21 protein-coding genes and 1 pseudogene are annotated in these 24,869 nt (G+C 54.3%); 8 read left to right on the forward strand and 14 right to left on the reverse strand.

Features of this window, described 5'->3' with window-relative positions:
• The first annotated feature begins 1 nt into the window (after nt 1).
• Complete coding sequence (gene apaH / locus KE671_RS10525) at nt 2-850, forward strand: bis(5'-nucleosyl)-tetraphosphatase (symmetrical) ApaH (protein WP_206162908.1); 849 nt, start codon at nt 2-4, stop codon at nt 848-850.
• A 184-nt stretch (nt 851-1,034) separates the two neighbouring features.
• On the opposite strand, the gene folA is transcribed toward apaH, so the two are convergent.
• The 9 genes from folA to KE671_RS10570 form a co-directional block, all read right to left on the reverse strand.
• Nucleotides 1,035-1,514: a type 3 dihydrofolate reductase gene (gene folA, locus KE671_RS10530; RefSeq protein ID WP_206162909.1), complete on the reverse strand. Its 480-nt coding sequence runs from the start codon at nt 1,512-1,514 to the stop codon at nt 1,035-1,037.
• 198 nt (nt 1,515-1,712) lie between these two features.
• Nucleotides 1,713-3,575: a glutathione-regulated potassium-efflux system protein KefC gene (kefC, locus tag KE671_RS10535; protein ID WP_206162910.1), complete on the reverse strand. Its 1,863-nt coding sequence runs from the start codon at nt 3,573-3,575 to the stop codon at nt 1,713-1,715.
• A complete protein-coding gene (kefF, locus tag KE671_RS10540) occupies nt 3,568-4,098 on the reverse strand; it encodes a glutathione-regulated potassium-efflux system oxidoreductase KefF (protein WP_206162911.1) in 531 nt (176 codons plus the stop codon). Before kefF ends, kefC begins: the two co-directional genes overlap by 8 nt.
• Before the next feature lie 103 nt (nt 4,099-4,201).
• Nucleotides 4,202-4,435: a YgdI/YgdR family lipoprotein gene (locus KE671_RS10545; protein WP_206162912.1), complete on the reverse strand. Its 234-nt coding sequence runs from the start codon at nt 4,433-4,435 to the stop codon at nt 4,202-4,204.
• A gap of 92 nt (nt 4,436-4,527) precedes the next feature.
• Nucleotides 4,528-5,859, reverse strand: coding sequence for an MFS transporter (locus tag KE671_RS10550; RefSeq protein ID WP_206162913.1), 1,332 nt, complete (start codon nt 5,857-5,859; stop codon nt 4,528-4,530).
• Between the two features lie 123 nt (nt 5,860-5,982).
• Nucleotides 5,983-6,270: a ferredoxin-like protein FixX gene (fixX, locus tag KE671_RS10555; RefSeq protein ID WP_042997977.1), complete on the reverse strand. Its 288-nt coding sequence runs from the start codon at nt 6,268-6,270 to the stop codon at nt 5,983-5,985.
• Nucleotides 6,267-7,553, reverse strand: a complete 1,287-nt coding sequence (locus KE671_RS10560) for an FAD-dependent oxidoreductase (RefSeq protein ID WP_206162914.1) — start codon at nt 7,551-7,553, stop codon at nt 6,267-6,269. Before KE671_RS10560 ends, fixX begins: the two co-directional genes overlap by 4 nt.
• Before the next feature lie 22 nt (nt 7,554-7,575).
• Nucleotides 7,576-8,517 (reverse strand): electron transfer flavoprotein subunit alpha/FixB family protein, encoded by a 942-nt coding sequence (locus KE671_RS10565; RefSeq protein ID WP_206162915.1) that lies wholly within the window; start codon nt 8,515-8,517, stop codon nt 7,576-7,578.
• 12 nt (nt 8,518-8,529) lie between these two features.
• The gene (locus tag KE671_RS10570; protein WP_206162916.1) at nt 8,530-9,303 is read right to left on the reverse strand and encodes an electron transfer flavoprotein FixA; all 774 of its coding nucleotides are present in this window, start codon (nt 9,301-9,303) and stop codon (nt 8,530-8,532) included.
• Between the two features lie 478 nt (nt 9,304-9,781).
• Between KE671_RS10570 and caiT the strand changes: the two genes are divergently transcribed.
• The 7 genes and pseudogenes from caiT to caiE all read left to right on the forward strand — a co-directional run bounded on the left by caiT (nt 9,782) and on the right by caiE (nt 17,297).
• Nucleotides 9,782-11,299 (forward strand): L-carnitine/gamma-butyrobetaine antiporter, encoded by a 1,518-nt coding sequence (gene caiT, locus KE671_RS10575; protein ID WP_102602640.1) that lies wholly within the window; start codon nt 9,782-9,784, stop codon nt 11,297-11,299.
• 32 nt (nt 11,300-11,331) lie between these two features.
• Nucleotides 11,332-12,474, forward strand: coding sequence for a crotonobetainyl-CoA dehydrogenase (gene caiA / locus KE671_RS10580; RefSeq protein ID WP_061076386.1), 1,143 nt, complete (start codon nt 11,332-11,334; stop codon nt 12,472-12,474).
• Nucleotides 12,475-12,618: 144 nt separating this feature from the next.
• On the forward strand, nt 12,619-13,836 hold the full coding sequence (gene caiB, locus KE671_RS10585; protein ID WP_206162917.1) for an L-carnitine CoA-transferase: 1,218 nt from the start codon (nt 12,619-12,621) through the stop codon (nt 13,834-13,836).
• Nucleotides 13,837-13,898: 62 nt separating this feature from the next.
• On the forward strand, nt 13,899-15,452 hold the full coding sequence (gene caiC, locus KE671_RS10590; RefSeq protein ID WP_206162918.1) for a crotonobetaine/carnitine-CoA ligase: 1,554 nt from the start codon (nt 13,899-13,901) through the stop codon (nt 15,450-15,452).
• A 52-nt stretch (nt 15,453-15,504) separates the two neighbouring features.
• Nucleotides 15,505-16,290 (forward strand): crotonobetainyl-CoA hydratase, encoded by a 786-nt coding sequence (gene caiD / locus KE671_RS10595; protein ID WP_206162919.1) that lies wholly within the window; start codon nt 15,505-15,507, stop codon nt 16,288-16,290.
• Nucleotides 16,287-16,388: pseudogene (locus tag KE671_RS23060) on the forward strand (hypothetical protein); the annotation flags it as partial. The gene caiD and the pseudogene KE671_RS23060, both read left to right, overlap by 4 nt.
• 312 nt (nt 16,389-16,700) lie before the next feature.
• Nucleotides 16,701-17,297, forward strand: coding sequence for a carnitine operon protein CaiE (gene caiE / locus KE671_RS10600; protein WP_206162920.1), 597 nt, complete (start codon nt 16,701-16,703; stop codon nt 17,295-17,297).
• Between the two features lie 69 nt (nt 17,298-17,366).
• On the opposite strand, the gene caiF is transcribed toward caiE, so the two are convergent.
• The 5 genes from caiF to KE671_RS10625 all read right to left on the reverse strand — a co-directional run bounded on the left by caiF (nt 17,367) and on the right by KE671_RS10625 (nt 24,819).
• Nucleotides 17,367-17,756, reverse strand: a complete 390-nt coding sequence (gene caiF / locus KE671_RS10605; RefSeq protein WP_200082060.1) for a carnitine metabolism transcriptional regulator CaiF — start codon at nt 17,754-17,756, stop codon at nt 17,367-17,369.
• Between the two features lie 251 nt (nt 17,757-18,007).
• On the reverse strand, nt 18,008-21,232 hold the full coding sequence (gene carB / locus KE671_RS10610) for a carbamoyl-phosphate synthase large subunit (RefSeq protein WP_206162921.1): 3,225 nt from the start codon (nt 21,230-21,232) through the stop codon (nt 18,008-18,010).
• Nucleotides 21,233-21,250: 18 nt separating this feature from the next.
• A complete protein-coding gene (carA, locus tag KE671_RS10615; protein ID WP_206162922.1) occupies nt 21,251-22,399 on the reverse strand; it encodes a glutamine-hydrolyzing carbamoyl-phosphate synthase small subunit in 1,149 nt (382 codons plus the stop codon).
• Between the two features lie 457 nt (nt 22,400-22,856).
• The gene (gene dapB, locus KE671_RS10620; protein ID WP_206162923.1) at nt 22,857-23,678 is read right to left on the reverse strand and encodes a 4-hydroxy-tetrahydrodipicolinate reductase; all 822 of its coding nucleotides are present in this window, start codon (nt 23,676-23,678) and stop codon (nt 22,857-22,859) included.
• Between the two features lie 133 nt (nt 23,679-23,811).
• Nucleotides 23,812-24,819 carry a LacI family DNA-binding transcriptional regulator gene (locus KE671_RS10625; RefSeq protein ID WP_206162924.1) on the reverse strand — a complete coding sequence of 336 codons (1,008 nt, stop codon included), beginning with the start codon at nt 24,817-24,819 and terminating at the stop codon, nt 23,812-23,814.
• Nucleotides 24,820-24,869: the final 50 nt, after the last annotated feature.

Here is a 24,869-nt window from a genome sequence, read left to right on the forward strand (position 1 = left end):
TATGGCAACATACCTTATTGGCGACGTTCACGGTTGCTACGACGAACTGATCGCATTGCTACAACAAGTCAATTTTACCCCTGAAAGCGATACCCTGTGGCTGACGGGGGATCTGGTTGCCCGTGGCCCCGGCTCACTGGACGTGCTGCGTTATGTGAAATCTCTCGGCGACTGCGTGCGCCTGGTGCTGGGCAATCACGACCTGCATCTGCTGGCGGTCTTTGCCGGTATCAGTCGTAACAAACCGAAAGATCGTCTGAGCCCGCTGCTGGAAGCGCCAGACGCAGATGAACTGCTCAACTGGCTGCGTCGTCAACCGCTGTTGCAGATAGATGAAGAGAAAAAACTGGTGATGGCGCATGCGGGTATCACACCGCAGTGGGATTTACAGACTGCCAAAGACTGCGCACGCGATGTTGAAGCGGTGCTGTCGAGTGACTCTTACCCCTTCTTCCTGGACGCCATGTACGGCGACATGCCAAATAACTGGACGCCCGAACTGACCGGACTGGCGCGTCTGCGCTTTATCACCAACGCCTTTACCCGGATGCGTTACTGCTTCCCGAACGGGCAACTGGATATGTACAGCAAAGAGTCTCCGGAGGATGCCCCGGCACCATTAAAACCGTGGTTTGCCATCCCCGGACCGGTCAGCGAGGCCTACAGCATCGCGTTTGGTCACTGGGCCTCTCTGGAAGGTAAAGGGACACCGGACGGGATCTATGCGCTGGATACCGGATGCTGCTGGGGAGGAAATTTAACCTGCCTGCGCTGGGAAGATAAGCAGTACTTTGTACAGCCGTCAAACCGGCAAATGGATCTTGATGAAGGTGCGGCGGTCAACGCCTGAGATTGTTAATGCCTGATGGCGCTACGCTTATCAGGCTACGGCTGATTTTATAGGCCGGATAAGACATTCACGCCGCCATCCGATATAAATGTCGTCTTTCCGCCTGATGGCGCTGCGCTTATCAGACCTACGGCTGGTTTTGTAGGCCGGATAAGGCGTTACGCCGCCATCCGGCACTCATCGCTTAGCGACGTTCCAGAATTTCGAAGCAATAACTGTGTGAGTTCTGACCGTCAGCGTCGTGAAATTCGCTGAACACCGATTCCCAGTCGTCCGGTTCGTAGTCCGGGAAATGCGTATCCCCTGGAACGATCGCATCGATGTGCGTCAAATACAGTTTCTGCGCTTTGGGCAGGAACTGCTCGTACACGCGACCACCGCCAATCACCATAATTTCTGGCGCATCACCACAGGCTGCAATCGCTTCATCAACCGATTTCACCCACTGCACGCGATCGTCAGTACCCGGCTGGCTGCTAATGACGATGTTCTTACGTCCCGGCAACGGTCGGCCAATGGATTCCCAGGTATGGCGTCCCATAACGACAGGTTTATTTAACGTATTACGTTTAAACCAGGCGAGATCCGCAGGTAGATTCCACGGCATGGCGTTTTCCATACCAATAACGCGATCTACCGCTAACGCAGCAATCAGACTGATCATTGAATAATTCCCGGAAGCAAAAAAAATTGTCGCCACTATACGGAAAGAGCAATCTTTCGTCGACTAACGAACAGAAGAAGAGCACGAAAATTTTCCGATCTGCTGGCGAGTCCACGACTTCGCAGTGGACTCCCGGCATTACAGTAGTACAAAATCAATCGGTTAACAGTAAAGTTTGCAGTACATCACACTTTTGACTCAGGTTGACGGTTTGACTTCTGGCTCATCGGCAACGTCTCCCGTGTGCTTGCCTTCATCGGTTCCCTGCCAGCCATGACGCTGAATTAGCGACAGATGTTCGCGATCCTCAGTAATGATTTCGCTCAGCATCGCACTGGTACGCTTATAGACGGCCGCTCGGGAAGTCGCATCATCCTCACCCTTCGCCATCTCTTCCACCATTTGCGTATTAAAGCGGCGAAACAGGTCAGCGCGTTCACGCGCTTCATAACGACCAAGCCCGAGGCTTTCCAGCGCCAGACGCCCGGTTTTGAGCGCGCCTTCAAACGTTTCACGTTCCGGTTGCTCCACGCCCGCCTGGCGCAGGCGAATGTAATGATCGACATCACGCGCCCTGGCAATAATTTGCAGGTTCGGAAAATGGTCTTTTACCATCTCCGTCAGCTCCAGACTGGTCTGCGGATCGTCGATAGCGTTGATCAGCACTTCCGCTTTCGCCGCCCCGGCGGACTCCAGCAGATCCATTCGCGTCGCATCGCCGTAAAATACCTTCATCCCAAATTTGCGCAGCGTTTCGATATGGTCCGGATCGTGATCGAGGACGACCATCTTCACACCGCTGGAAAGCAGCAAACGACCGGTGATCTGCCCGAAACGTCCAAATCCGGCAATGATCACCCGCGGCTGTTCTTCATCAATTTCATCGGCTTCCCGCGCTTCACCGGTAGCCGATTTTTCCATTCGCGTGAGGATGACCAGGAAAATCGGCGTCGCCGCCATCGACAGCGCCACCGCCAGCGTCAGCGCCTTCGCCCATTGCGGATCGAGTACGTTTGCCATTTGCGCCGCGCCAAACACCACAAACGCGAACTCACTGCCCTGCCCGAGCAGTACGGCAAACCAGCGCCGCTGTTTATTCGGCACCTGTAGAGGACGGGCAATCAGCCACAGCATCCCGGTTTTAATCACCAGGAAACCGACCAGCAGAATAATGATTCGTAACGGATTATCGATAAGCGTCCCGAAGTCGATAGACATACCGACGCCGATGAAAAACAGCCCCAGCAGCAGCCCTTTGAACGGCTCGATGTCGCTTTCCAGCGCATGGCGATACTCAGAGCTTGCCAGCAATACGCCGGCCAGGAACGCCCCCATCGCCATCGACAGCCCTACTTCTTCCAGCAACAGCCCGAAGCCAAAAACCAGAAACAGCGCCACGGCGCTGAATACTTCGCGCAGGCCAGAACGTGCAACGAAACGCAGTGCCGGGCGGGTCACATAGCGTCCCAGCAGTACCACCAGGACCAACGCCCCCGCCACCTTCAGTGCCGACAGCGCAAACGCCCCCAACGTCGTGGATGCCCCGCTGGTCGCCAGTAGCGGGATCATTGCCACCAGCGGAATCGCCGCGATATCCTGGAACAGCAACACGGCAAAAGCGCTACGCCCCATCTGCGAAACGGTCAGGTTGCGCTCATTCATCGCCTGCATGGCTATCGCCGTGGAGGAGAGCGCCAGCGTCATCCCGATCAGTTCCGCCACCTGCCAGCGCAGGCCGAGGAACATGCAGAACAGACCAATCAGGCCGCCGCAGACCACCATCTGCAGCGCACCGCCACCAAACACCGAGGCGCGCAGTTTCCATAACCGCTGGGGATCGAGCTCCAGACCAATCACGAACAGCATCAGCACCACGCCGATTTCAGCAAAGTGCAGAATAGATTCGGCATCCGTCACCAGACGTAAACCCCAGGGGCCGATGATACAACCGGCGATGAGATAGCCCAGCACCGAGCCTAAACCCAACCGGACGGCAATCGGCACGATCAGCGCCGCCGATCCAAGATAAATCAGCGCCTGTATGAGCGTATGGCTATCCATTGTGCGCCTCCTGCCATTCCATCAGTCGTTGCTTGTAATGACGCGCCTGCGCCTGCAGCGTTTCATCGTCGCAGATAAACGTACAATGCATTGCATACGGCTCAAGCCAGTTTAGCCCGCAGTAGATCGCTGTCGCCTGAAGCGGTTGAGAGAGCACGTCAAAACCGGGGTGTGAGCCGATGTCGAAGTGATTATCGCCGCCACCAGTCGTCACCGCCCACATCACCTGTTTACCGCGCAGCGCGGTCCCACCGTGACCATAGGCCCAGCCGTGAGAAAGCACTTTGTCCATCCACAGTTTGAGTAGGGGGGGAACGCTGTACCACTGCATCGGATGCTGCCAGACGATCAGGTCAGCGCGAGAAAGCGCCTCTTGTTCGGCAGCGATATCGATATTGAAGTCAGGATAGAGTTCATAGAGCGAACGAACTTCGACGCCTTCCAGCGTCCTTGCCTGCTCAAGCATCCGTTTATTCGCATGCGAATGCTGCGGATAAGGATGCGCATAAATGATGAGAATCATGATTAGCCTGTTATTTTACCACTCTGTTTTATAAGAGAGTGTAGTCAGTAAACCAACAGGCTAATAGTGAATATTATTGAGCGGATGAATGGGGAAAATTGAACTAGTTATCCAGCTCGCTCATATTTTTCACCTGATCGCGGTTAATTTGCTCCGTCTGACCCGTTTCTGCATTTTTGTAGGAGACCAGGCCCGTGTCATCGTCCACCTGCGGTTTTCCATCGGTGACAATGGTTCGACCATCCGTCGTACGCACGGCCTGATTCGAGGAGCAGCCGGCGAGAGTGAAGACGGTTGCTGCGGCAAAAATGGAAGCGAGTAATAGTTTCTTTTGCATGGTGTTCTCCCTGCTTTTCAGTCATATACCCATTAACTGTAGACGCGCTGACTGAGGCTGAGGGCAAATACAGAACACTCTGAAGGCTCACCTTAACACAGCGGTTTCCTGCGAATCGTCATCGTACTGGTCTGGGCAAGCGTCAGGCCACGTGTTTCTGGTGCAAAGGCAATGGAGACCAGCAGCCCGATCAACGAGATCCCTGCCCCCATCAACATCACCTGATTGATGCCATATTTAGTGATGAAAATCGGCAGCGCCCAGGTGGAGAGAATGGTGCCGATACGGCTCAACGACATGATCACCCCCACAGCGGAAGCGCGAATATCGGTCGGAAACAGCTCATTGGGATAGAGCCACTGTAGATTCCCCGGACCACCGGAGAAAAAGGCATACACCGCGAATGCCGTCACCACCAGCCAGATGCCCATTTCCGGGATCAGCCCCAGCACTGCCAGCGCCAGCGTCATCATCACGAAGCTGCCAATCAGCAGCGGCCTCCGCCCCGCGCTGTTCAGCCAGAACATCGGCGGGATACAGCCCAGCATAAAGAACAGGCTGATCACCACGTTTCCCAGCGCCGCGCTCTTCCCGGCGCCTAGTCCCAACAGACCGACAATCTGCGGACCAAAAGTGTAAATGGCAAACATTGGGATCACCTGACAGGTCCAGATCGCGGCGACAAACAGCACGAACGGAAAGTGACGGCGATTAAACAACTGCATAAAACGCGTCTCCTGCGCCGTGTCTTCATCGAATGCCACCGGCTCGCCGAACAGCTTGATCATCATTGCTTCGCACTCTTTGACCCGCCCTTTGCGCAACAGCCAGCGCGGGGATTCGGGCAGATCAAAGCGACCGATCAGGATCAGAAGACAGGGGATCGCCGCGCTCCCCAGCATCCAGCGCCAGCCGCCTTCGACGTCATACAACCAATAGCCAACCAGATCGGCGCAAGTCGCGCCGACATACCACATCGCCGCAATAAAACTGATCGAGAAAGCGCGTTGTCGGGTGCTGGAAAATTCAGTGATCATTGAGGTGGCAATGGGATAATCCGCACCAATCACGATCCCTATCAGCACCCGCATCACCAGCAACTCAACTGGAGACGAGACAAACATAGTGGCGACCGATATCACCCCGATGGCAACGATATCGATGAGGAACATTTTGCGCCGCCCCACTTTATCCGAGATATATCCGAACAAAGAGGTACCGACAAACAGTCCGGCCAGCGTTCCCGCGCCCAGCAAACCAATCCAGTCGGCATCCAGCTTCAGCGCTGGCGTGAGCTGTTCCAGCGCGACGCCAATCATCACCAGCACATAACCGTCCAGAAACGGGCCGCCGCTTCCCCACAGCATAATCCTGCGGTGAATTGAGGAGAACTGGATGTCATCAAAGTTCCTGGGCTGTTGCATGGCAATGTCCTGTTTGCCGACATTCGGCATTAGTGCTTAACTGCCTGATGGCGCTGCGCTTATCAGACCTGGTTGTCCCCTGAAGGCCGGATAAGGCATTTTCGCCGCCATCCGGCACCAGGTTTAACCGTAACGAAACTCCACGCCGAAGGTGCCGCGCGGGTACTCCCATTTTTCCAGCGCCGTATCGAGTCCGAGAATTCGGCACGTTCCACACTCCAGGCATCCGGCATAATCAAAGCGCACGCTGCCGTCATCCTGCTTTTTGTATAACCCCGCAGGACAGGCTTTGATCAACACCTCCAGCACCTGTTTGTCCGGTGCGGTCTTCATGATGATGTGCGGATGTTCTTCATCGACATTGAATTTGTTGACGCCCAGCTTGACGTCTACGTTGACGGGAGAAGTCATAATACGGTCACTCCTTTAATGCCATCCTTCATCAGGTTGATGAAACCCACCTTCTTCGCATGGCGCAGGATCTTCTTACGCATCGGTACCGGCGCGCTGCCGTCGACGGTAAAGAGGTCGCGTGCGATACCAACAGCCATTTCCGGATAACGGGTAAACATGCGCGGGTTATCGAGGAACGCGGGCAGTCGCTGGTACATGCGCATATCGCGCATCGGGCCGTCATCAAGATGCTGGCGATATTCCGCCAGCCCCTGCCGGCTAAAGTCGTTGCGTTGCATGGCAGAGAGCACTGTTTTCGCCGCCGCTTCACCCGCGGCCACCGCGAGATCCATCCCGCGAATGGTAAAGCCGAGGTTCATACACATACCCGCCGCGTCGCCGGCAATCAGCACGCCGTCACCCACCAGCTCAGGTTGCATATTCATTCCCGCTTCTGGCACCACGTGCGCGGCGTACTCTACCAGTTTGCCGCCAGCGATTAGCGGGGCAACGGCCGGATGCTGTTTGAAATCTTCCAGCATTTGCGGGACCGACTTTTTCGCCTCTTTCAGATGATGAAGCCCGCATACCAGCCCCAATGACAGGGTCGTTTCGTTGGTATACAGGAAGCCGCCGCCCATCAGGCCATCTGTGGGTGAGCCAGCGAACAGGCAGGCAGCCCCTTCGTTGCCCTGCAACTGGAAGCGATCTTCAATTACCGACTTCGGCAATTCGATCAGCTCTTTCACGCCGACCGCCACGTGCGCGGCCTCAACGCGTTTCGCCATTCCCAGTTTTTCCGCCAGCAGGGAGTTGACGCCATCAGCGAGGATCACCACTTTCGATTCGATGACGTCGCCATCCGCTTCCACGCCAATGACTTTGCCATCGCGCTGCACGACATTGTCCACACGGATCCCGGTGATCAGTTGCGCACCCGCCTCTTCCGCCTGTTCCATCAGCCAGGCGTCAAATTTACTGCGCAACACCGAATAAGAGACCTGCGACGGAGCCGCCTTTTCACCGTTGAGATAGTCCACGGTCATCGACCCGTTGTCGGTCATAAAGGCGAGCTTTTCGTGAGTAATGACTCGTTCAACAGGGGCCTGCTCAGCAAAGCCTGGAATAATACGCTCCAGGCTGTGGGCGTACAGACGCCCACCGGTGACATTCTTCGCGCCAGCGGAATTTCCGCGCTCGATAACCAACACCTGCGCCCCTTCGCGGGCGAGCACCAGGGCCGCGACAGAACCAGCTAGCCCCGCGCCCACGATGATCGCATCAAAGATATCTTCGGACATACGTACTCCCTGCCTGAATGGGTTAGCGTGCCAGTGCGGTCGTCAGCGCGGGCAGGATCTTCAGCGCATCGCCGACAATGCCGTAATCCGCGTACTGAAATATCGGCGCATTTTTGTCTTTGTTGATGGCAAAAATAGTCTGCGCGCCGTTCGCCCCAACCATGTGCTGGATCTGTCCGGAGATCCCTACCGCCAGGTAAAGTTCCGGCTTGAGCATCAGATTCGAGATCCCAACATAGCGCTCATGTTCCATCCACTTCTCGTTTTCGGCGACCGGACGCGAGCAGGCCAGCTCCGCGCCAATGGTCTGACACAGCGCTTGCGCCAGTGAGATATTCTCTTTGCTGCCGATGCCGCGTCCCACGCTAACCACCAGCCGGGCTTTGTCGAGATCGACGCTATTACTTTGACGTGGTTGAGTGGCAGTGCGGGTGACGGATATTGCCGGTGCCTGCCAGGCCACGCTGTGCGTCTCGCCGTTGCGGGTGGCATCTGGCTGTTGCGGCTCAAAAGTGCCGCTACTGAGCGTCAGCACCGCAAACGGCGTGGAGATCGTCTCTTCGCCCATCGCCAGACCGCCATACACCATATGTTTAACCGTCGCCCGACCATCCTGCTGCGTCACGACGCTGGCATCATTAGATACCGTTGCGGCGAGGCGATAACCCAGTTTTGCCGCCAGCAGCTTGCCGCGACGGGTGTTGGGTAGCAGCAGCAGGCCTGAATCGCCCTGTTGACGAACGGTCTGTGCCATTACGTCCGCATACTCTTCCACCATGCGATCGTCCGGTTTGCCGCTCAGTTGCCAGACGTGATGCGCGCCCAGTTGAATCGCTGCGGTCGTCTCATCGGCGCTTTGCACAAATGCGTTAACCTGTTCACCTAAAATCTGCGCGCCGCTCATCAGTTCCGGCAGGCGAGACGCGGTATCGCTGAATACCCAGACGCTGGAAAACTTGCTCATAACATCCCCTTCTTAATTAATGATTTTGCGCAGACTATCGGCAAACGCAGCGATCTGATCTTCACCATCGCCTTCAATCACAATGCGTTGACGCTCACGTTGTTTCGGTGCGGCCACCGTTTGTGTGGACCAGGCGTCCCCGGCGCTGAAGCCAATATCAGCCGCCGACCAGACCTGAACCGGTTTTTTTGCCGCGCCCAGAATGGCTTTCATCGACGGAATTTGTGGGGAGTTAATGTCGGTAGAGACGGCCACGACCGCCGGAAGAGGAATGCTCAGTGTTTCAATTTCATCTTCCAGTTCACGTTCAACGATCAGTGTGTTTTCCGTCAGTGAAAGGATTTTGCTCACACCATTGATAGCGGGAATATTCAGCGTTTCCCCCACCAGAAGACTGACCTGCTGGGCGTAGAGATCGGAAGAGCCGTCGCCGCAGAGAATCAGGTCAAACCCCGATTTTTGTGCAGCAGCGGCTAGCGCCGCAGCGGTCTGTTGTGGCAGCGACTGCTCGAACTGGTCGTCAATGACCACCACCAGCTCGTCCGGGCCGCGGGAAAGGACATCTTTGCGCCCCTTCGCGTTGGTTAACGCTTTGCCGCCCACGCTCAGGGCGATCACCTGCGCGTCGCTGACCTGCTGTTTCAGTTGGCAGGCCGCTTCAATTGCATTCAGATCGTACTGGCTGATTTTGCCATCCGCTTTGCTGAAATCTAATGAACCATCTGCGTGATTGACGACAATATCCTGTTCATCAGGTACACACTTGTAGCAAGTAATTATCTTCATTGCATCTCCAGATATCATGAAGGAAACGTATTTATATCGGCGGTGTTAAATACAGATATCACGCTCTTTAATTCGGAAATAAAACCATAATCACCAATATTGAAAATGTCACACACTGATATTCGCAACTTTCAATATTGTTAACCCCCTCACCAATATTGAAATTCGCTGTCAAAAAGAAATATTTTCAATATTGTCTGGCAGATCACCAATATTGAACGCCAAACGGCGAAAAACCCAGCAAACAAAAATCTAACGCAATGATTTAACGCTGTTTTTAAGGATAATTAGCGACAAAACGCCCCAGAGTAAAAGTGTGACGAAGATTACAGAATGCCGCAAAATGAATACCCATTATGAGTTACTCGCTAACGCGTCCTGAGGTTAAACGGGTATCAACAAATATTTAATAAAAATAAACAAAAATAAAACAAACGGGAACGCCAAATAAATTTCGTTTTCAACCTGGAATTCACTCATGAAAAATGAAAAGAGAAAGACTGGAATTGAGCCAAAGGTTTTTTTTCCGCCGCTAATAATAGTCGGAATACTTTGCTGGCTAACGGTACGCGATCTCGATGCCGCAAACGTCGTTATTAATGCCGTCTTCAGTTATGTCACCAATGTCTGGGGATGGGCATTTGAGTGGTATATGGTCATTATGCTCATCGGCTGGTTCTGGCTGGTGTTTGGTCCCTATGCGAAAAAGAAATTAGGTGACGAGAAACCGGAATTCAGCACCGCAAGCTGGATTTTCATGATGTTCGCCTCCTGTACTTCTGCCGCCGTACTGTTCTGGGGATCGATAGAGATTTACTACTACATCTCCACGCCTCCGTTTGGCCTCGAACCAAACTCCACCGGGGCCAAAGAGATTGGCCTCGCTTACAGCCTGTTCCACTGGGGCCCCCTGCCGTGGGCGACTTATAGCTTCCTCTCCGTGGCCTTCGCGTACTTCTTCTTTGTGCGCAAGATGGATGTCATTCGTCCCAGCTCCACGCTGGTACCGCTGGTCGGCGAAAAGCACGCCAAAGGGTTGTTGGGGACCATCATTGATAACTTCTATCTGGTGGCGCTGATCTTCGCGATGGGCACCAGTCTTGGGCTGGCGACACCGCTGGTAACCGAATGTATGCAATACCTGTTTGGTATCCCGCATACGCTGCAACTGGATGCGATCATCATTACCTGCTGGATCATTCTGAACGCTATTTGCGTAGCCTGCGGCCTGCAAAAAGGGGTCAGGATCGCCAGTGACGTGCGCAGCTATCTGAGTTTCCTGATGCTCGGCTGGGTATTCATCGTCAGCGGCGCCAGCTTCATCATGAACTACTTCACCGACTCCGTCGGGACGCTGCTGATGTACCTGCCGCGCATGCTGTTCTACACCGACCCAATCGCCAAAGGCGGCTTCCCGCAGGGCTGGACGGTCTTCTACTGGGCATGGTGGGTGATTTACGCCATCCAGATGAGCATCTTCCTGGCGCGTATCTCCCGTGGTCGTACCGTGCGTGAACTGTGCTTTGGCATGGTGCTGGGCCTGACGGCCTCCACCTGGATCCTGTGGACCGTGCTGGGCAGTAACACCCTGCTGTTGATGGATAAAAACATCATCAACATCCCACAACTGATTGCCGATCACGGCGTGCCGCGCGCGATTATAGAAACCTGGGCCGCCCTACCGCTCAGCACTGCCACGATGTGGGGATTCTTTATTCTCTGCTTTATTGCCACCGTTACGCTTATCAACGCCTGTTCTTACACTCTGGCAATGTCGACCTGCCGTGAAGTGCGCGATGGCGAAGAGCCGCCGCTGCTGGTGCGTATCGGCTGGTCGGTGCTGGTCGGCGTGATTGGCATCGTGCTGCTGGCGCTCGGCGGCCTGAAGCCAATACAAACCGCGATTATCGCCGGAGGCTGCCCGCTGTTTTTCGTCAACATTATGGTGACGCTCTCCTTTATCAAAGACGCCAAAGTGCACTGGAAAGATAAATAAACCTAATTACCCCATGACATAGAGGTTAGAAGATGGATTTCAATTTCAATGATGAGCAGGAACTGTTTGTCGCCGGTATTCGTGAGTTGATGGCCAGTGAGAACTGGGAAGCCTACTTTGCCGAGTGCGATCGCGACAGCGTGTATCCGGAGCGTTTCGTGAAAGCGCTGGCGGACATGGGTATCGATAGCCTGCTGATCCCGGAAGAACATGGCGGCCTGGAAGCCGGATTCGTCACCGTCGCCGCCGTCTGGATGGAACTGGGCCGCCTCGGCGCGCCCACCTACGTGCTGTATCAACTGCCGGGCGGTTTTAATACCTTCCTGCGCGAAGGGACCCAGGAGCAGATCGATAAAATCATGGCGTTCCAAGGAACCGGGAAACAAATGTGGAACTCCGCCATCACCGAACCGGGAGCGGGATCGGATGTCGGCAGTCTGAAAACCACTTATACCCGCAAAAATGGTAAGGTTTATCTTAATGGGAGTAAGTGTTTTATCACCAGTAGCGCCTATACCCCTTATATCGTGGTGATGGCAAGAGACGGCGCTTCCCCGGATAAACCCATCTATACCGAATGGTTTGTCGACATGAGCAAACCCGGCATCAAGGTCAACAAACTTGAGAAGCTGGGTTTGCGTATGGACAGCTGCTGTGAAATCAACTTTGACGATGTCGAGCTGGACGAAAAAGACATGTTCGGTCGGGAAGGTAACGGCTTTAACCGCGTAAAAGAAGAGTTCGACCACGAGCGTTTCCTGGTAGCCCTCACCAACTACGGTACCGCAATGTGCGCCTTTGAAGACGCGGCGCGCTACGCCAACCAACGCGTGCAGTTTGGTGAAACGATCGGTCGTTTCCAGCTGATCCAAGAGAAGTTCGCTCATATGGCGATCAAATTAAACTCCATGAAAAACATGCTGCTGGAAGCCGCGTGGAAAGCTGACAACGGCACCATCACCTCGGGTGATGCGGCGATGTGCAAATACTTCTGCGCCAATGCGGCGTTTGACGTGGTGGATACCTCCATGCAGGTTCTCGGCGGCGTGGGGATTGCGGGCAACCATCGCATCACCCGCTTCTGGCGTGACCTGCGCGTTGACCGCGTATCCGGCGGCTCTGACGAAATGCAGATCCTGACGCTCGGTCGCGCCGTGTTGAAGCAATACCGTTAAGTCAGCGACATGCCCGGTGACGCAGCGCTTACCGGGTCAATGTTTTGTAGGCCGGATAAGGCGTTTGCGCCGCCATCCGGCGTCGATTGCCTGATGGCGACGCCTTGCGTCTTATCAGGCCTACAAATTGTTCAGGAGTATTTTATGGATCGTCTACCAATGCCTGCTTTTGGGCCGCTTTCCGGGTTACGGGTTGTCTTCTCCGGAATTGAAATCGCCGGGCCATTCGCCGGGCAGATGTTTGCTGAATGGGGCGCTGAAGTTATCTGGATTGAGAACGTCGCCTGGGCTGATACCATCCGCGTTCAGCCGAACTATCCGCAGCTGTCGCGGCGTAATCTGCACGCACTCTCGTTGAATATTTTTAAAGATGAAGGCCGGGAAGCGTTTCTTAAACTGATGGAAACCACCGATATCTTCATTGAAGCCAGTAAAGGTCCGGCATTTGCCCGTCGCGGAATCACCGATGATGTCCTGTGGCAACATAACCCGAAACTGGTTATCGCGCATCTGTCCGGTTTCGGTCAGTACGGCACAGAGGAGTACACCAACCTTCCTGCCTATAACACCATCGCTCAGGCCTTCAGCGGTTACCTGATCCAAAACGGCGATGTCGACCAGCCGATGCCCGCCTTCCCCTACACCGCCGACTACTTCTCCGGCATGACGGCCACCACCGCCGCGCTGGCGGCATTGCACAAGGTGCGAGAAACCGGCAAAGGCGAAAGCATCGATGTGGCGATGTACGAAGTAATGCTGCGCATGGGTCAGTACTTCATGATGGATTACTTCAACGGCGGTGAAATTTGCCCGCGCATGACCAAAGGTAAAGACCCCTACTACGCCGGTTGTGGGCTATATAAATGCGCCGACGGTTACATCGTGATGGAGCTGGTCGGGATTACGCAGGTCACCGAATGCTTTAAAGACATCGGTCTGGCCCACATTCTCGGTACGCCGGAAGTGCCGGAAGGAACACAGCTGATTCATCGCGTCGAGTGCCCCTACGGACCGCTGGTCGAAGAGAAACTGGATGCGTGGCTGGCCGCCCATACCATAGCGGAAGTGCAGGCGCGTTTCGCCGAGCTGAACATCGCCTGCGCCAAAGTGTTGACCATTCCGGAACTGGAAGGCAATCCGCAGTACGTTGCCCGCGAATCCATTACCCAGTGGCAAACGATGGATGGCCGCACCTGCAAAGGGCCAAACATCATGCCGAAATTCAAAAACAACCCGGGGAAAATCTGGCGTGGCATGCCGTCGCACGGCATGGATACCGCCGCCATTCTGAAAAATATCGGTTACAACGACGCAGACATTAAGGAACTGGTCAGTAAAGGTCTGGCCAAAATTGAGAACTAGTTGCGAAATGCTGACCGGCTTGCCCGGTTAGCACAACGCCAGTAAAGATGGACAGGAGTGCAATGGATATTGTTGGCGGACAACACTTACGTCAGATGTGGGACGATCTGGCCGAAGTTTATGGCAGTAAAACGGCGCTGATTTGCGAATCCAGCGAAGGGGTCGTGCGCCAGTACAGCTATACCTCGCTTAACGAGGAAATCAATCGGACAGCAAACCTTTTCCACATGTTGGGGATCCGCAAAGGCGATAAGGTCGCCCTGCATCTGGATAACTGCCCGGAGTTTTTCTTTTGCTGGTTCGGGCTGGCAAAAATAGGGGCGGTCATGGTGCCAATCAATGCCCGTCTGCTGGGCGACGAAAGCGCATGGATCCTGCAAAACAGCGACGTTGAGCTGCTGGTAACCAGTGCCGCTTTTTATCCGATGTATCGCCAAATCCAACAGGAAAACGCGACGCAGCTTAACCATATCTGTTTGATAGGAGAGGCGTTGCCGGTGACTGACGACGTGAGCCATTTCACGCCGTTAAAGGACCAACAGCCGACGACATTGCGCTATGCCCCTGCATTGTCCACGGACGACATGGCTGAGATCCTGTTCACCTCCGGTACCACTTCTCGCCCCAAAGGGGTGGTGATCACCCATTACAATCTGCGTTTTGCCGGCTACTACTCGTCGTGGCAATGCGCTCTGCGCGATGACGACGTTTACCTGACGGTCATGCCTGCGTTTCACATCGACTGCCAGTGCACTGCCGCCATGGCCGCCTTCTCGGCGGGCGCAACCTTTGTGCTGATTGAAAAATACAGCGCACGCGCTTTCTGGGGACAAGTGCGTAAATACCGCGCGACCGTCACGGAGTGTATTCCGATGATGATCAGAACGTTGATGGTTCAACCCGCCTCGCCGCAGGACAGAGAGCACTGCTTACGGGAAGTGATGTATTACCTCAACCTGTCAGTGCAGGAAAAAGATGCATTTCTTGAACGCTTCGGCGTGCGTTTGCTGACCTCCTACGGCATGACGGAAACCATTGTCGGCATCATCGGCGATCGTCCCGGTGATAAGCGGCGCTGGCCATCCATTGGACGCCCGGGCTTTTGTTACGAAGCAGAAATTCGCGATGAACAAAACCGTGCGCTGCCCGCCGGTGAAATTGGGGAGATCTGTATCAAGGGCGTGCCGGGTAAAACGATTTTCAAAGAGTACTACGGCAGACCGGACGCCACTGCCAAAGCGCTCGAGCCGACCGGCTGGCTGCATACCGGTGATTCCGGCTACCGCGACGAAGACGGTTTTTTCTATTTTGTCGATCGCCGCTGCAACATGATTAAGCGTGGTGGAGAAAACGTCTCCTGCGTAGAACTGGAAAATATTATTTCAGCTCACCCCAAAATTCAGGACATCGTCGTTATCGGAATTAAAGATTCGATCCGTGACGAAGCGATAAAAGCCTTTGTGGTACTCAACGAGGGTGAAACGCTCAGTGAAGAAGAGTTTTTCAGCTTCTGCGAAAAAAATATGGCGAAATTCAAAGTCCCTTCAATTATGGAGATTAGAACCGACCTGCCCCGAAATTGTTCAGGAAAAATAATCAAAAAAAATCTGAAATAACCCTACAGGCAGGAATAACTCCTGCCAGACATCCTATTTTTGGAGATGAACCATGAGTGAATCTTTACATTTAACCCGCAACGGATCGATTCTGGAAATTATGCTGGATCGACCAAAAGCAAATGCGATCGATGCTAAAACCAGCTTTCAAATGGGTGAGGTTTTTCTTCATTTCCGTGACGATCCTGAATTACGCGTGGCGATCGTCACCGGCGCGGGCGAAAAATTCTTTTCCGCCGGCTGGGATTTAAAAGCGGCGGCGGAAGGTGAAGCACCGGATGCGGATTTCGGCCCTGGCGGATTCGCTGGCCTGACCGAAATATTCAATCTCGACAAACCGGTGATCGCCGCCGTCAATGGCTACGCCTTCGGCGGCGGCTTTGAACTGGCGCTGGCAGCAGACTTTATTGTTTGCGCCGATAACGCCAGCTTTGCGCTACCTGAAGCCAAACTCGGGATCGTACCGGACAGCGGCGGCGTCCTGCGTTTACCGAAGATACTGCCTCCCGCCATCGTCAACGAAATGGTCATGACCGGCAGACGCATGAACGCCGACGAGGCGCTGCGTTGGGGGATCGTCAACCGCGTGGTCAGCCAGGCCGAACTGATGGACAGCGCGCGTGAACTGGCACAACAACTGGTGAACAGCGCACCGCTGGCGATTGCTGCGCTGAAAGAGATTTACCGCTCGACCAGTGAAATGCCCGTGGAAGAAGCTTATCGCTTCATCCGCAGCGGCGTGCTGAAGCACTATCCGTCCGTACTGCACTCCGAAGATGCGTTTGAAGGGCCTCTGGCGTTTGCTGAAAAACGCGATCCGGTCTGGAAAGGACGGTAATGCCTGATGGCGCTGCGCTTATCAGGCCTACGCCGCTTTCCCGTAGGCCGGATAAGGCGTTCATGCCGCCATCCGGCAAAATAGATGTTATCCCGTAGGCCGGATAAGGCGTTTACGCCGCCATCCGGAAAAACAGATGTTATCCCGTAGGCCGGATAAGGCGTTTACGTCGCCATCCGGAAAAACAGATGTTATCCCGTAGGCCGGATAAGGCGTTTACGTCGCCATCCGGCAAAACAGATGTCATCCCGTAGGCCGGATAAGGCGTTTACGCCGCCATCCGGCAAAACAGATGTCATCCCGTAGGCCGGATAAGGCGTTTACGCCACCATCCGGAAAAACAGATGTTATCCCGTAGGCCGGATAAGGCGTTTACGCCGCCATCCGGCAAAAAACATTGAGGAATATCGATGAGTTTCTACGCCTTTGAAGGCCTGATACCCGTGGTCCATCCCGAGGCGTATGTACATCCCAGCGCCGTACTGATTGGCGATGTGATCGTGGGGGCTGGTGTCTACATCGGCCCGCACGCCTCACTACGCGGTGACTATGGCCGCCTGATCCTTGAAGCCGGTTCTAACCTTCAGGATGGCTGTATCATGCATGGATACTGTGATACGGACACGGTGATACGCGAAAATGGACACATCGGACACGGTGCTATCCTGCACGGTTGCGTGATTGGCCGGGACGCGCTGGTCGGCATGAACAGCGTGATCATGGACGGTGCGGTGATCGGTGATGAAAGCATTGTCGCCGCCATGAGCTTTGTAAAAGCCGGGTTTACCGGTGCCGCACGGCAGTTGCTGGTTGGCGCACCAGCCCGCGTCATTCGCGAGGTCAGCGAACAGGAACTGCACTGGAAACGTCTGAATACGCAGGAATATCAGGATCTCGCCGTACGCTCTCGGGCATCGTTGCAAGAAACACAGCCATTAACGGAAGTTGAAGAGAACCGGCCGCGCCTGAAGGGGACTACGGAGGTGAAACCGAAAGCGACTTCGTGAATATGCCGGATGGCGCTAACGCTTATCCGGCCTGGGAGTCAATTGCCATCCGGGATTGTTACATGGATATTACCGGCGCATACTTTTTGACAGCATCATCTGCCATTTTTGCTCGCGGTTCAGTTCTGATGGCGGCACTGCCGACATCCGTGGCGATTTGCTGGCCATCTTCTCCTGCGCGCTATGCCCAAGACGGGCATACAGTTGTGGATCAATATGTGTCACTCTGACCAGGCGCTGACACTGGCATCCACGACCTTCCAGTTGATTAGGAATGGTCTTAGTCTCGCAATTTATCTCCCCGACCTCAGCGAGAATATAAGAGACGGTATTGATCGCTTTGCAGTGATCCATATTAAAGTGCTTCGCAATCTCTTTCGCACTTACCCAGCGCTTTTCTGCCATCACCCAATCGGCGATCAACAGGTAAAGCGGCTTTTCAACATATTCTTCACACATAAGCACACCATTTCACAAATTAAAAATCTTGTTATGCCCTGTCCGTAATAATACAAAACAAGACCCTATTTAAATTGTGGGATTTAATCATAGTAAGCAACTTAGCAGCGCATTAGTGTGAGCCAAATCTTGCTTGTTACATTGAAATTTGTCCTGATGCGCAATATATCCCAGAGGAATGAACTGAGTGCATAAAAAAACGGCTCCGTTTCCGGAACCGTTTTTAAAACCGCGGCCAATGATGCCGTCGTTTATTTTTTAATTTGCGCGTGCATTTCCTGAACGGAGGTCACTTTCTCCGTCGCGTCGGCATTCAGCGCCATTGCGGTGGCAAAGCCTCCGTTCAGCGTGGTGTCGTAGTGGACTTTGTACTGCAGCGCGCTACGGCGAATCACCCTGGAGTCTTCGATTGCGCGACGTCCTGCGGTGGTGTTGATGATGTAGGTATACTCGCCATTTTTGATACGGTCCTGAATATGCGGACGACCTTCATGCACCTTGTTCACCAGACGCGGGTTGATACCGGCTTCGCCCAGCACAATCGCCGTACCGTGGGTGGCATCCAGTTCAAAGCCCTGCTTCAGCAGTTTCGCCGCCAGATCCACCACGCGCTCTTTATCACCTTCACGTACAGAGAGCAGCGCACGGCCCTGTTTCTTCATGGTGGAGTTGCTGCCCAGTTGCGCTTTGGCGAACGCTTCCGCAAAGGTACGTCCCACGCCCATCACTTCCCCGGTGGAACGCATTTCTGGCCCTAACAACGGGTCGACGCCCGGGAACTTGTTGAACGGTAGAACCACCTCTTTCACCGAGTAGTACGGCGGGATGATTTCTTTGGTCACGCCCTGCTCGGCCAGCGATTTACCGGCCATCACACGCGCCGCCACTTTCGCCAGCGGTACGCCGGTCGCTTTGGAGACGAACGGGACAGTACGCGCCGCACGTGGGTTGACTTCAATCAGGTAGACTTCGTTATCTTTCACTGCAAACTGGACGTTCATCAGACCGCGAACCTGCAGTTCGAAAGCCAGTTTCTGCACCTGCTGGCGCATCACATCCTGAATTTCCTGGCTCAGGGTGTAGGCTGGCAGAGAACAGGCTGAGTCACCCGAGTGGACACCCGCCTGTTCGATGTGCTCCATGATGCCGCCAATCAGCACTATTTCACCGTCGCAAATGGCATCCACATCCACTTCTACCGCGTCATCCAGGAAGCGGTCGAGCAGAACCGGCGCGTCGTTGGAAACGCTGACTGCGGTCTGGAAGTAGCGGCGCAGGTCAGCTTCATCATAGACAATTTCCATCGCCCGACCGCCCAGCACATAAGACGGACGCACCACCAGCGGGTATCCAATCTCTTTCGCTTTTTCAACGGCCTGTTCAATGGCGGTCACCGTGGCGTTAGCCGGTTGTTTCAGCTTCAGGCGGTCAACCGCATGCTGGAAACGCTCGCGATCTTCTGCGCGGTCAATCGCATCCGGGCTGGTACCGATAACCGGTACACCTGCCGCTTCCAGCGCACGCGCCAGTTTCAGCGGGGTCTGACCGCCGTACTGCACGATCACACCTTTCGGCTTCTCGATACGCACGATCTCCAGCACGTCTTCCAGCGTCACCGGCTCAAAGTAGAGGCGATCAGAAGTGTCATAGTCGGTGGAGACCGTTTCCGGGTTACAGTTGACCATGATGGTCTCATAACCGTCTTCACGTAGCGCCAGAGAGGCGTGTACGCAGCAGTAGTCGAATTCGATCCCCTGGCCGATACGGTTTGGACCACCGCCAAGCACCATGATTTTATCGCGGTCAATGGACGGGTTCGCTTCGCACTCATCTTCATACGTGGAGTACATGTAGGCAGTATCGGTGGCGAATTCTGCCGCACAGGTGTCCACACGCTTGTAGACCGGGTGCAGGTCGTATTGGTCGCGCAGTTTGCGGACTTCCGCTTCACGCACGCCAGCCAGTTTAGCCAGACGCGCATCGGCAAAGCCTTTGCGTTTCAACTGGCGCAGGAAGTCAGGGGTCAGGCCGTTAATACCCAGTTCTGCCACTTTCTCTTCCAGACGCACCAGCTCTTCAATTTGTACCAGGAACCAACGGTCAATGTTGGTCAGGTTAAACACGCCGTCGACGGACAGGCCCGCACGGAACGCGTCAGCGATATACCAGATACGCTCAGCGCCAGCATCTTTCAGCTCGCGGCGGATTTTAGTCAGCGCTTCCGGATCGTCGAGGCTCACTTTCGGGTCGAAACCAGTGGCCCCCACTTCCAGGCCGCGCAGCGCTTTCTGCAAGGATTCCTGCTGGGTGCGACCAATCGCCATCACTTCGCCGACCGATTTCATCTGAGTAGTCAGACGGTCGTTGGCACCCACGAATTTTTCGAAGTTGAAGCGAGGAATTTTAGTGACCACATAGTCGATGGACGGTTCGAAAGACGCTGGCGTACGACCGCCAGTGATGTCATTCATCAGTTCATCGAGGGTGTAACCCACCGCCAGTTTCGCCGCCACTTTCGCAATCGGGAAGCCGGTGGCTTTCGACGCCAGCGCCGAGGAGCGGGATACGCGCGGGTTCATTTCGATCACAATCAGGCGACCGTTTTTCGGGTTGACCGCGAACTGAACGTTAGAGCCGCCGGTTTCTACGCCGATTTCACGCAGTACCGCCATCGAGGCGTTACGCATGATTTGATATTCTTTGTCGGTCAGCGTCTGGGCCGGTGCAACGGTGATGGAGTCACCGGTGTGGATACCCATGGCGTCGAAGTTTTCAATGGAGCAGACGATGATGCAGTTGTCGTTTTTATCACGCACCACTTCCATCTCGTACTCTTTCCAGCCAATCAGTGATTCATCAATCAGCAGCTCGTTGGTGGGGGAGAGATCCAGACCGCGGGTACAAATCTCTTCAAACTCTTCGCGGTTGTAAGCGATACCGCCACCGGTGCCGCCCATGGTAAAGGAAGGACGGATAATGCACGGATAACCGACGTCTGCCGCTACCGCCAGCGCCTCTTCCATCGTATGGGCAATACCCGAACGCGCGGTGTCGAGACCAATTTTCTTCATCGCAATGTCAAAGCGACGACGGTCTTCAGCTTTATCAATTGCGTCGGCGGTCGCACCAATCATGGTGACGCCGAATTCTTCCAGCACGCCCTGACGTTCAAGCTCCAGCGCGCAGTTCAACGCCGTCTGACCGCCCATGGTCGGCAACACTGCGTCCGGACGTTCTTTTTCAATGATCTTGCGCACCACTTCCCAGTGAATCGGCTCAATGTAGGTCGCATCGGCCATCTCCGGGTCGGTCATGATGGTTGCCGGGTTGGAGTTCACGAGAATTACGCGGTACCCCTCTTCACGCAGCGCTTTACACGCCTGCGCGCCGGAGTAGTCAAACTCACACGCCTGACCGATAACAATCGGACCCGCGCCCAGAATCAGGATACTTTTTATGTCTGTACGTTTTGGCATGGCTCTCTTAACTCCTGATTATTTCGCGGACTGACGGTAGTGCTCAATTAACTCGATAAAGTGGTCGAACAACGGTGCGGCATCGTGAGGACCCGGGCTCGCTTCCGGGTGCCCCTGGAAGCTGAATGCGGGTTTGTCGGTGCGATGAATCCCTTGCAGGGTGCCATCAAACAGCGACTTGTGGGTCACACGCAGATTGGCAGGCATTGACGCCTCATCCACCGCAAAGCCGTGGTTCTGGGCCGTAATCATCACGGTATTGTTATCAATATCTTTGACCGGATGGTTACCACCGTGGTGACCGAACTTCATCTTCACGGTTTTCGCCCCGCTCGCCAGCGCCAGCAGTTGATGGCCTAAGCAGATGCCGAACACCGGAATATCGGTCTCGAGGAATGTCTGAATGGCGGCGATAGCGTAATCGCATGGTGCCGGGTCACCTGGACCGTTTGACAGGAAAATCCCGTCCGGATTCATCTTCAGCACGTCTTCTGCCGATGTTTTTGCCGGGACAACCGTCAGGCGACAGCCTCTGTCGACCAGCATACGCAGGATGTTGCGCTTGGCACCAAAGTCGTAAGCGACAACGTGGAACGGCAGGTCGTCTTCTTTCTTTGCTTCCGGCAGGTCACCCGCCAGCGTCCAACTCCCCTGGGTCCAGCTATACGATTCCGTGGTGGTCACTTCTTTCGCCAGATCCATCCCATTCAGACCCGGGAAGGCCTTCGCTTTTTCCAGCGCAAGCTGAGCATCCGGGTTATCGCCCGCGATGATGCAACCGTTCTGCGCCCCTTTCTCGCGAAGCAGACGCGTCAGCTTACGGGTATCGATATCGGCAATCGCCACAATGTTATGGCGCTTCAGGTAAGAAGAGAGGTCTTCGGTATTACGGAAGTTGCTGGCAATCAGCGGCAGGTCACGAATGACAAGGCCTTGCGCATGGACCTGGGAGGATTCTTCATCGGCGGCATTGGTGCCGACATTGCCGATATGGGGATAAGTAAGAGTAACGATTTGGCGGGAATAGGAAGGATCAGTGAGGATTTCTTGATAACCGGTCATTGAAGTATTGAAAACGACTTCCCCAACCGCCGAACCTGTTGCCCCTATGGCCCGACCGTGAAACTGGGTTCCGTCTTCCAGAACCAATAGCGCTGACTTAATCAAAACACCCTCCAGAGAATATTCACTCACTTTATTTGCATATTAATGCATTCGCATAGCATGAATCAATGCAAATTTGCTTACCCGTGGATTTCTGGCAAACGGCGGCATTCTGGAGATAAGGCAGGCAAAAGTCAACTTAAAGGCGGTATTTTTTATATTCTTTTGCGACTCAGAAGGAATTCACACGATTTAACCGGCAAAAAGATCACCTAACCCTGGCAGGAAAACGCTTGCGCGAGCAATTATGCGGAATAAACAGCCTCACCTTTCAAAAAAGTAGACCGTTTGGTAAAAATTTACATTCAGGCAACGTAAAACAGAGAGAAAAGAAGACTTTTTACAGAACTTACGATAAAAACCGAACATAACATAAAAAATAAAAGGGCAATAAAAATATTGCCCTTTGTAATCAATAAATTGAGATTACAATAACCACATCACGAAAGGTAATAATTGACTACAAATTGTTGAGATCAAGGACATCTCGCATGTCAAAAAGGCCATTTTGCTTTGTACTGACCCAAAGCGCCGATCTCACCGCACCATTGGCAAAAGTCATACGGCTGGACGCTTTGTGAGTAATTTCGACGCGTTCGCCGATATCTGCAAACATGGCAGTATGTTCGCCCACGATGTCCCCGGCGCGTACCGTCGCGAAACCAATCGTTCCCGGTACACGTTCGCCGGTGTAGCCTTCGCGACTGTACACGGCGCATTCTTTCAGATCTTTATCCAGCGCATGGGCAATCGCCTCCCCCATCGCCAGCGCGGTGCCTGACGGCGCATCAACTTTATGGCGGTGGTGCGCTTCAATGATTTCGATGTCGGTATAGTCGCCCATCACCTTCGCCGCCTTTTCCAGCAGCTTAAGCATCACGTTGACGCCGACGCTAAAGTTCGCCGCGAAGACAATGCCAATGTCCTGAGCGGCGTCGCGAATCGCCTGTTTTCCCGCATCGTCAAAACCGGTGGTGCCAATGACCATCCCTTTGCCATGCTGACGACAAAACGCCAGATGATTCAGCGTGCCTTCCGGACGGGTAAAATCGATGAACACATCGAAATCATCTTTTACTGCCTCAAGGCTGCTTTGCACGGTAACGCCGGTTTTCCCGACACCCGCCAGTTCTCCGGCATCGCTGCCCAACAGTGACGATCCCTCGCGCTCCAGCGCCGCACCAAGCGCAACGCCATTCATCTGTAGCGCTGCCTGAATTAACTGGCGGCCCATACGGCCACCCGCGCCCGCTATCGCGACCCGGATCTGTGCATCATGCATAGTTATTCTCTTACGTTAAAATGATGTAAATCGTTTTCAGATTAACCAGCCAGTGACAATGCTGTCATCTGAAAACGTCGATAATTAGAATTTAATGATAAACAGGGAGAGATATCAGTAAAAGGCATGATCCTCAGCAAAAACCGCATGACTCTCTGACCACCAGCGCCGGGGGCAATATAATGCGTTTCGGCGGCTCATCGTTTCCCTGAATACGGCTGTAAAGTAACTCCCCCGCCTTACGACCAATCTCTTTAGCCGCCACCGATACGGTAGTGAGCGCAGGCTGAACCAACGCCGCTTCGGTAATATCATCGAACCCGACTAATGCAAAGTCACGCCCGGGTTCTCGCCCCATTTTACGTAGCGCCTGCATCACCCCCAACGCGACAATATCCTGATAACACACGGTGGCGGTAATTTGCGGGTTATCCAGCAGCAACGCTTCCGCGACTTTCGCGCCATCAATCTGGCTCGCCTGCGCGGCCACGATCCAGTCCGGGTTCGGTGAAATGCCATGTTCCAGCAACGTGCTGGTGAAACCGCCGATACGCTGGGCCCGGCTTCCCGAATTCGGACTGCCGCCGATGAAGGCGATATTTTTATGCCCCATGTTGACTAAATGCGTCGTGGCCATTTGTGTCCCGAGAAAGTTATCGGTACCCACAAAATCAAAATCCGGATCGCTGGGCGGGCGAACCACCAGGATGGCGGGAATATTGCGCCGCTTGAGCGCCTCAAAGAACGATGCCGGCGTTTCCCGCGCGGCGCACAACACCATTCCACAGGCGTTATTGCGCATCAGCGAGTCGACAAACTTTTGCTGGCGCTCACCTGACTCTTCGCTGTTTGCCAGAAACAGCAGCAGGTCATGTCGTTCCATCTCATGGCTCAGGCCCGCTGTCATCTCACCGTAAAAAGGGTTGGTAATATCATGCAACAAGAGCCCAACCTGGTTGCTGCTGCGGTTACGCAAATTCGCCGCCGTCTGGTTGTAGACATAGCCGGATTCATCCAGCGCTTTGAGTACGCGTTCTCGCGTTGCCTGTGAAATTCGCCCCCGGTTGCGAAGGACCATTGATACTGTTGCTGTCGAAACGCCTGCACGTTGCGCCACCTGCGCCAACGTTATTGTCGCCATCCACTCCTCCCGATGTTGCACACAAGGTTAATCGAATAACCTTACCAGTG

The organism is Citrobacter amalonaticus (assembly GCF_018252635.1).
Taxonomy (GTDB): domain Bacteria; phylum Pseudomonadota; class Gammaproteobacteria; order Enterobacterales; family Enterobacteriaceae; genus Citrobacter_A; species Citrobacter_A amalonaticus_E.

Bases quoted from the DNA above. Each gene is read 5' to 3' on its own strand.
- KE671_RS10545 (WP_206162912.1), bottom strand. From the start codon at position 4,435: ATGCAAAAGAAACTATTACTCGCTTCCATTTTTGCCGCAGCAACCGTC.
- caiB (WP_206162917.1), top strand. From the start codon at position 12,619: ATGGATCGTCTACCAATGCCTGCTTTTGGGCCGCTTTCCGGGTTACGG.
- kefC (WP_206162910.1), bottom strand. From the start codon at position 3,575: ATGGATAGCCATACGCTCATACAGGCGCTGATTTATCTTGGATCGGCG.
- KE671_RS10625 (WP_206162924.1), bottom strand. From the start codon at position 24,819: ATGGCGACAATAACGTTGGCGCAGGTGGCGCAACGTGCAGGCGTTTCG.
- apaH (WP_206162908.1), top strand. From the start codon at position 2: ATGGCAACATACCTTATTGGCGACGTTCACGGTTGCTACGACGAACTG.
- caiT (WP_102602640.1), top strand. From the start codon at position 9,782: ATGAAAAATGAAAAGAGAAAGACTGGAATTGAGCCAAAGGTTTTTTTT.
- KE671_RS10550 (WP_206162913.1), bottom strand. From the start codon at position 5,859: ATGCAACAGCCCAGGAACTTTGATGACATCCAGTTCTCCTCAATTCAC.
- dapB (WP_206162923.1), bottom strand. From the start codon at position 23,678: ATGCATGATGCACAGATCCGGGTCGCGATAGCGGGCGCGGGTGGCCGT.
- caiC (WP_206162918.1), top strand. From the start codon at position 13,899: ATGGATATTGTTGGCGGACAACACTTACGTCAGATGTGGGACGATCTG.
- KE671_RS10565 (WP_206162915.1), bottom strand. From the start codon at position 8,517: ATGAGCAAGTTTTCCAGCGTCTGGGTATTCAGCGATACCGCGTCTCGC.
- carB (WP_206162921.1), bottom strand. From the start codon at position 21,232: ATGCCAAAACGTACAGACATAAAAAGTATCCTGATTCTGGGCGCGGGT.
- kefF (WP_206162911.1), bottom strand. From the start codon at position 4,098: ATGATTCTCATCATTTATGCGCATCCTTATCCGCAGCATTCGCATGCG.
- fixX (WP_042997977.1), bottom strand. From the start codon at position 6,270: ATGACTTCTCCCGTCAACGTAGACGTCAAGCTGGGCGTCAACAAATTC.
- caiF (WP_200082060.1), bottom strand. From the start codon at position 17,756: ATGTGTGAAGAATATGTTGAAAAGCCGCTTTACCTGTTGATCGCCGAT.
- folA (WP_206162909.1), bottom strand. From the start codon at position 1,514: ATGATCAGTCTGATTGCTGCGTTAGCGGTAGATCGCGTTATTGGTATG.
- caiD (WP_206162919.1), top strand. From the start codon at position 15,505: ATGAGTGAATCTTTACATTTAACCCGCAACGGATCGATTCTGGAAATT.
- caiA (WP_061076386.1), top strand. From the start codon at position 11,332: ATGGATTTCAATTTCAATGATGAGCAGGAACTGTTTGTCGCCGGTATT.
- caiE (WP_206162920.1), top strand. From the start codon at position 16,701: ATGAGTTTCTACGCCTTTGAAGGCCTGATACCCGTGGTCCATCCCGAG.
- KE671_RS10560 (WP_206162914.1), bottom strand. From the start codon at position 7,553: ATGTCCGAAGATATCTTTGATGCGATCATCGTGGGCGCGGGGCTAGCT.
- KE671_RS10570 (WP_206162916.1), bottom strand. From the start codon at position 9,303: ATGAAGATAATTACTTGCTACAAGTGTGTACCTGATGAACAGGATATT.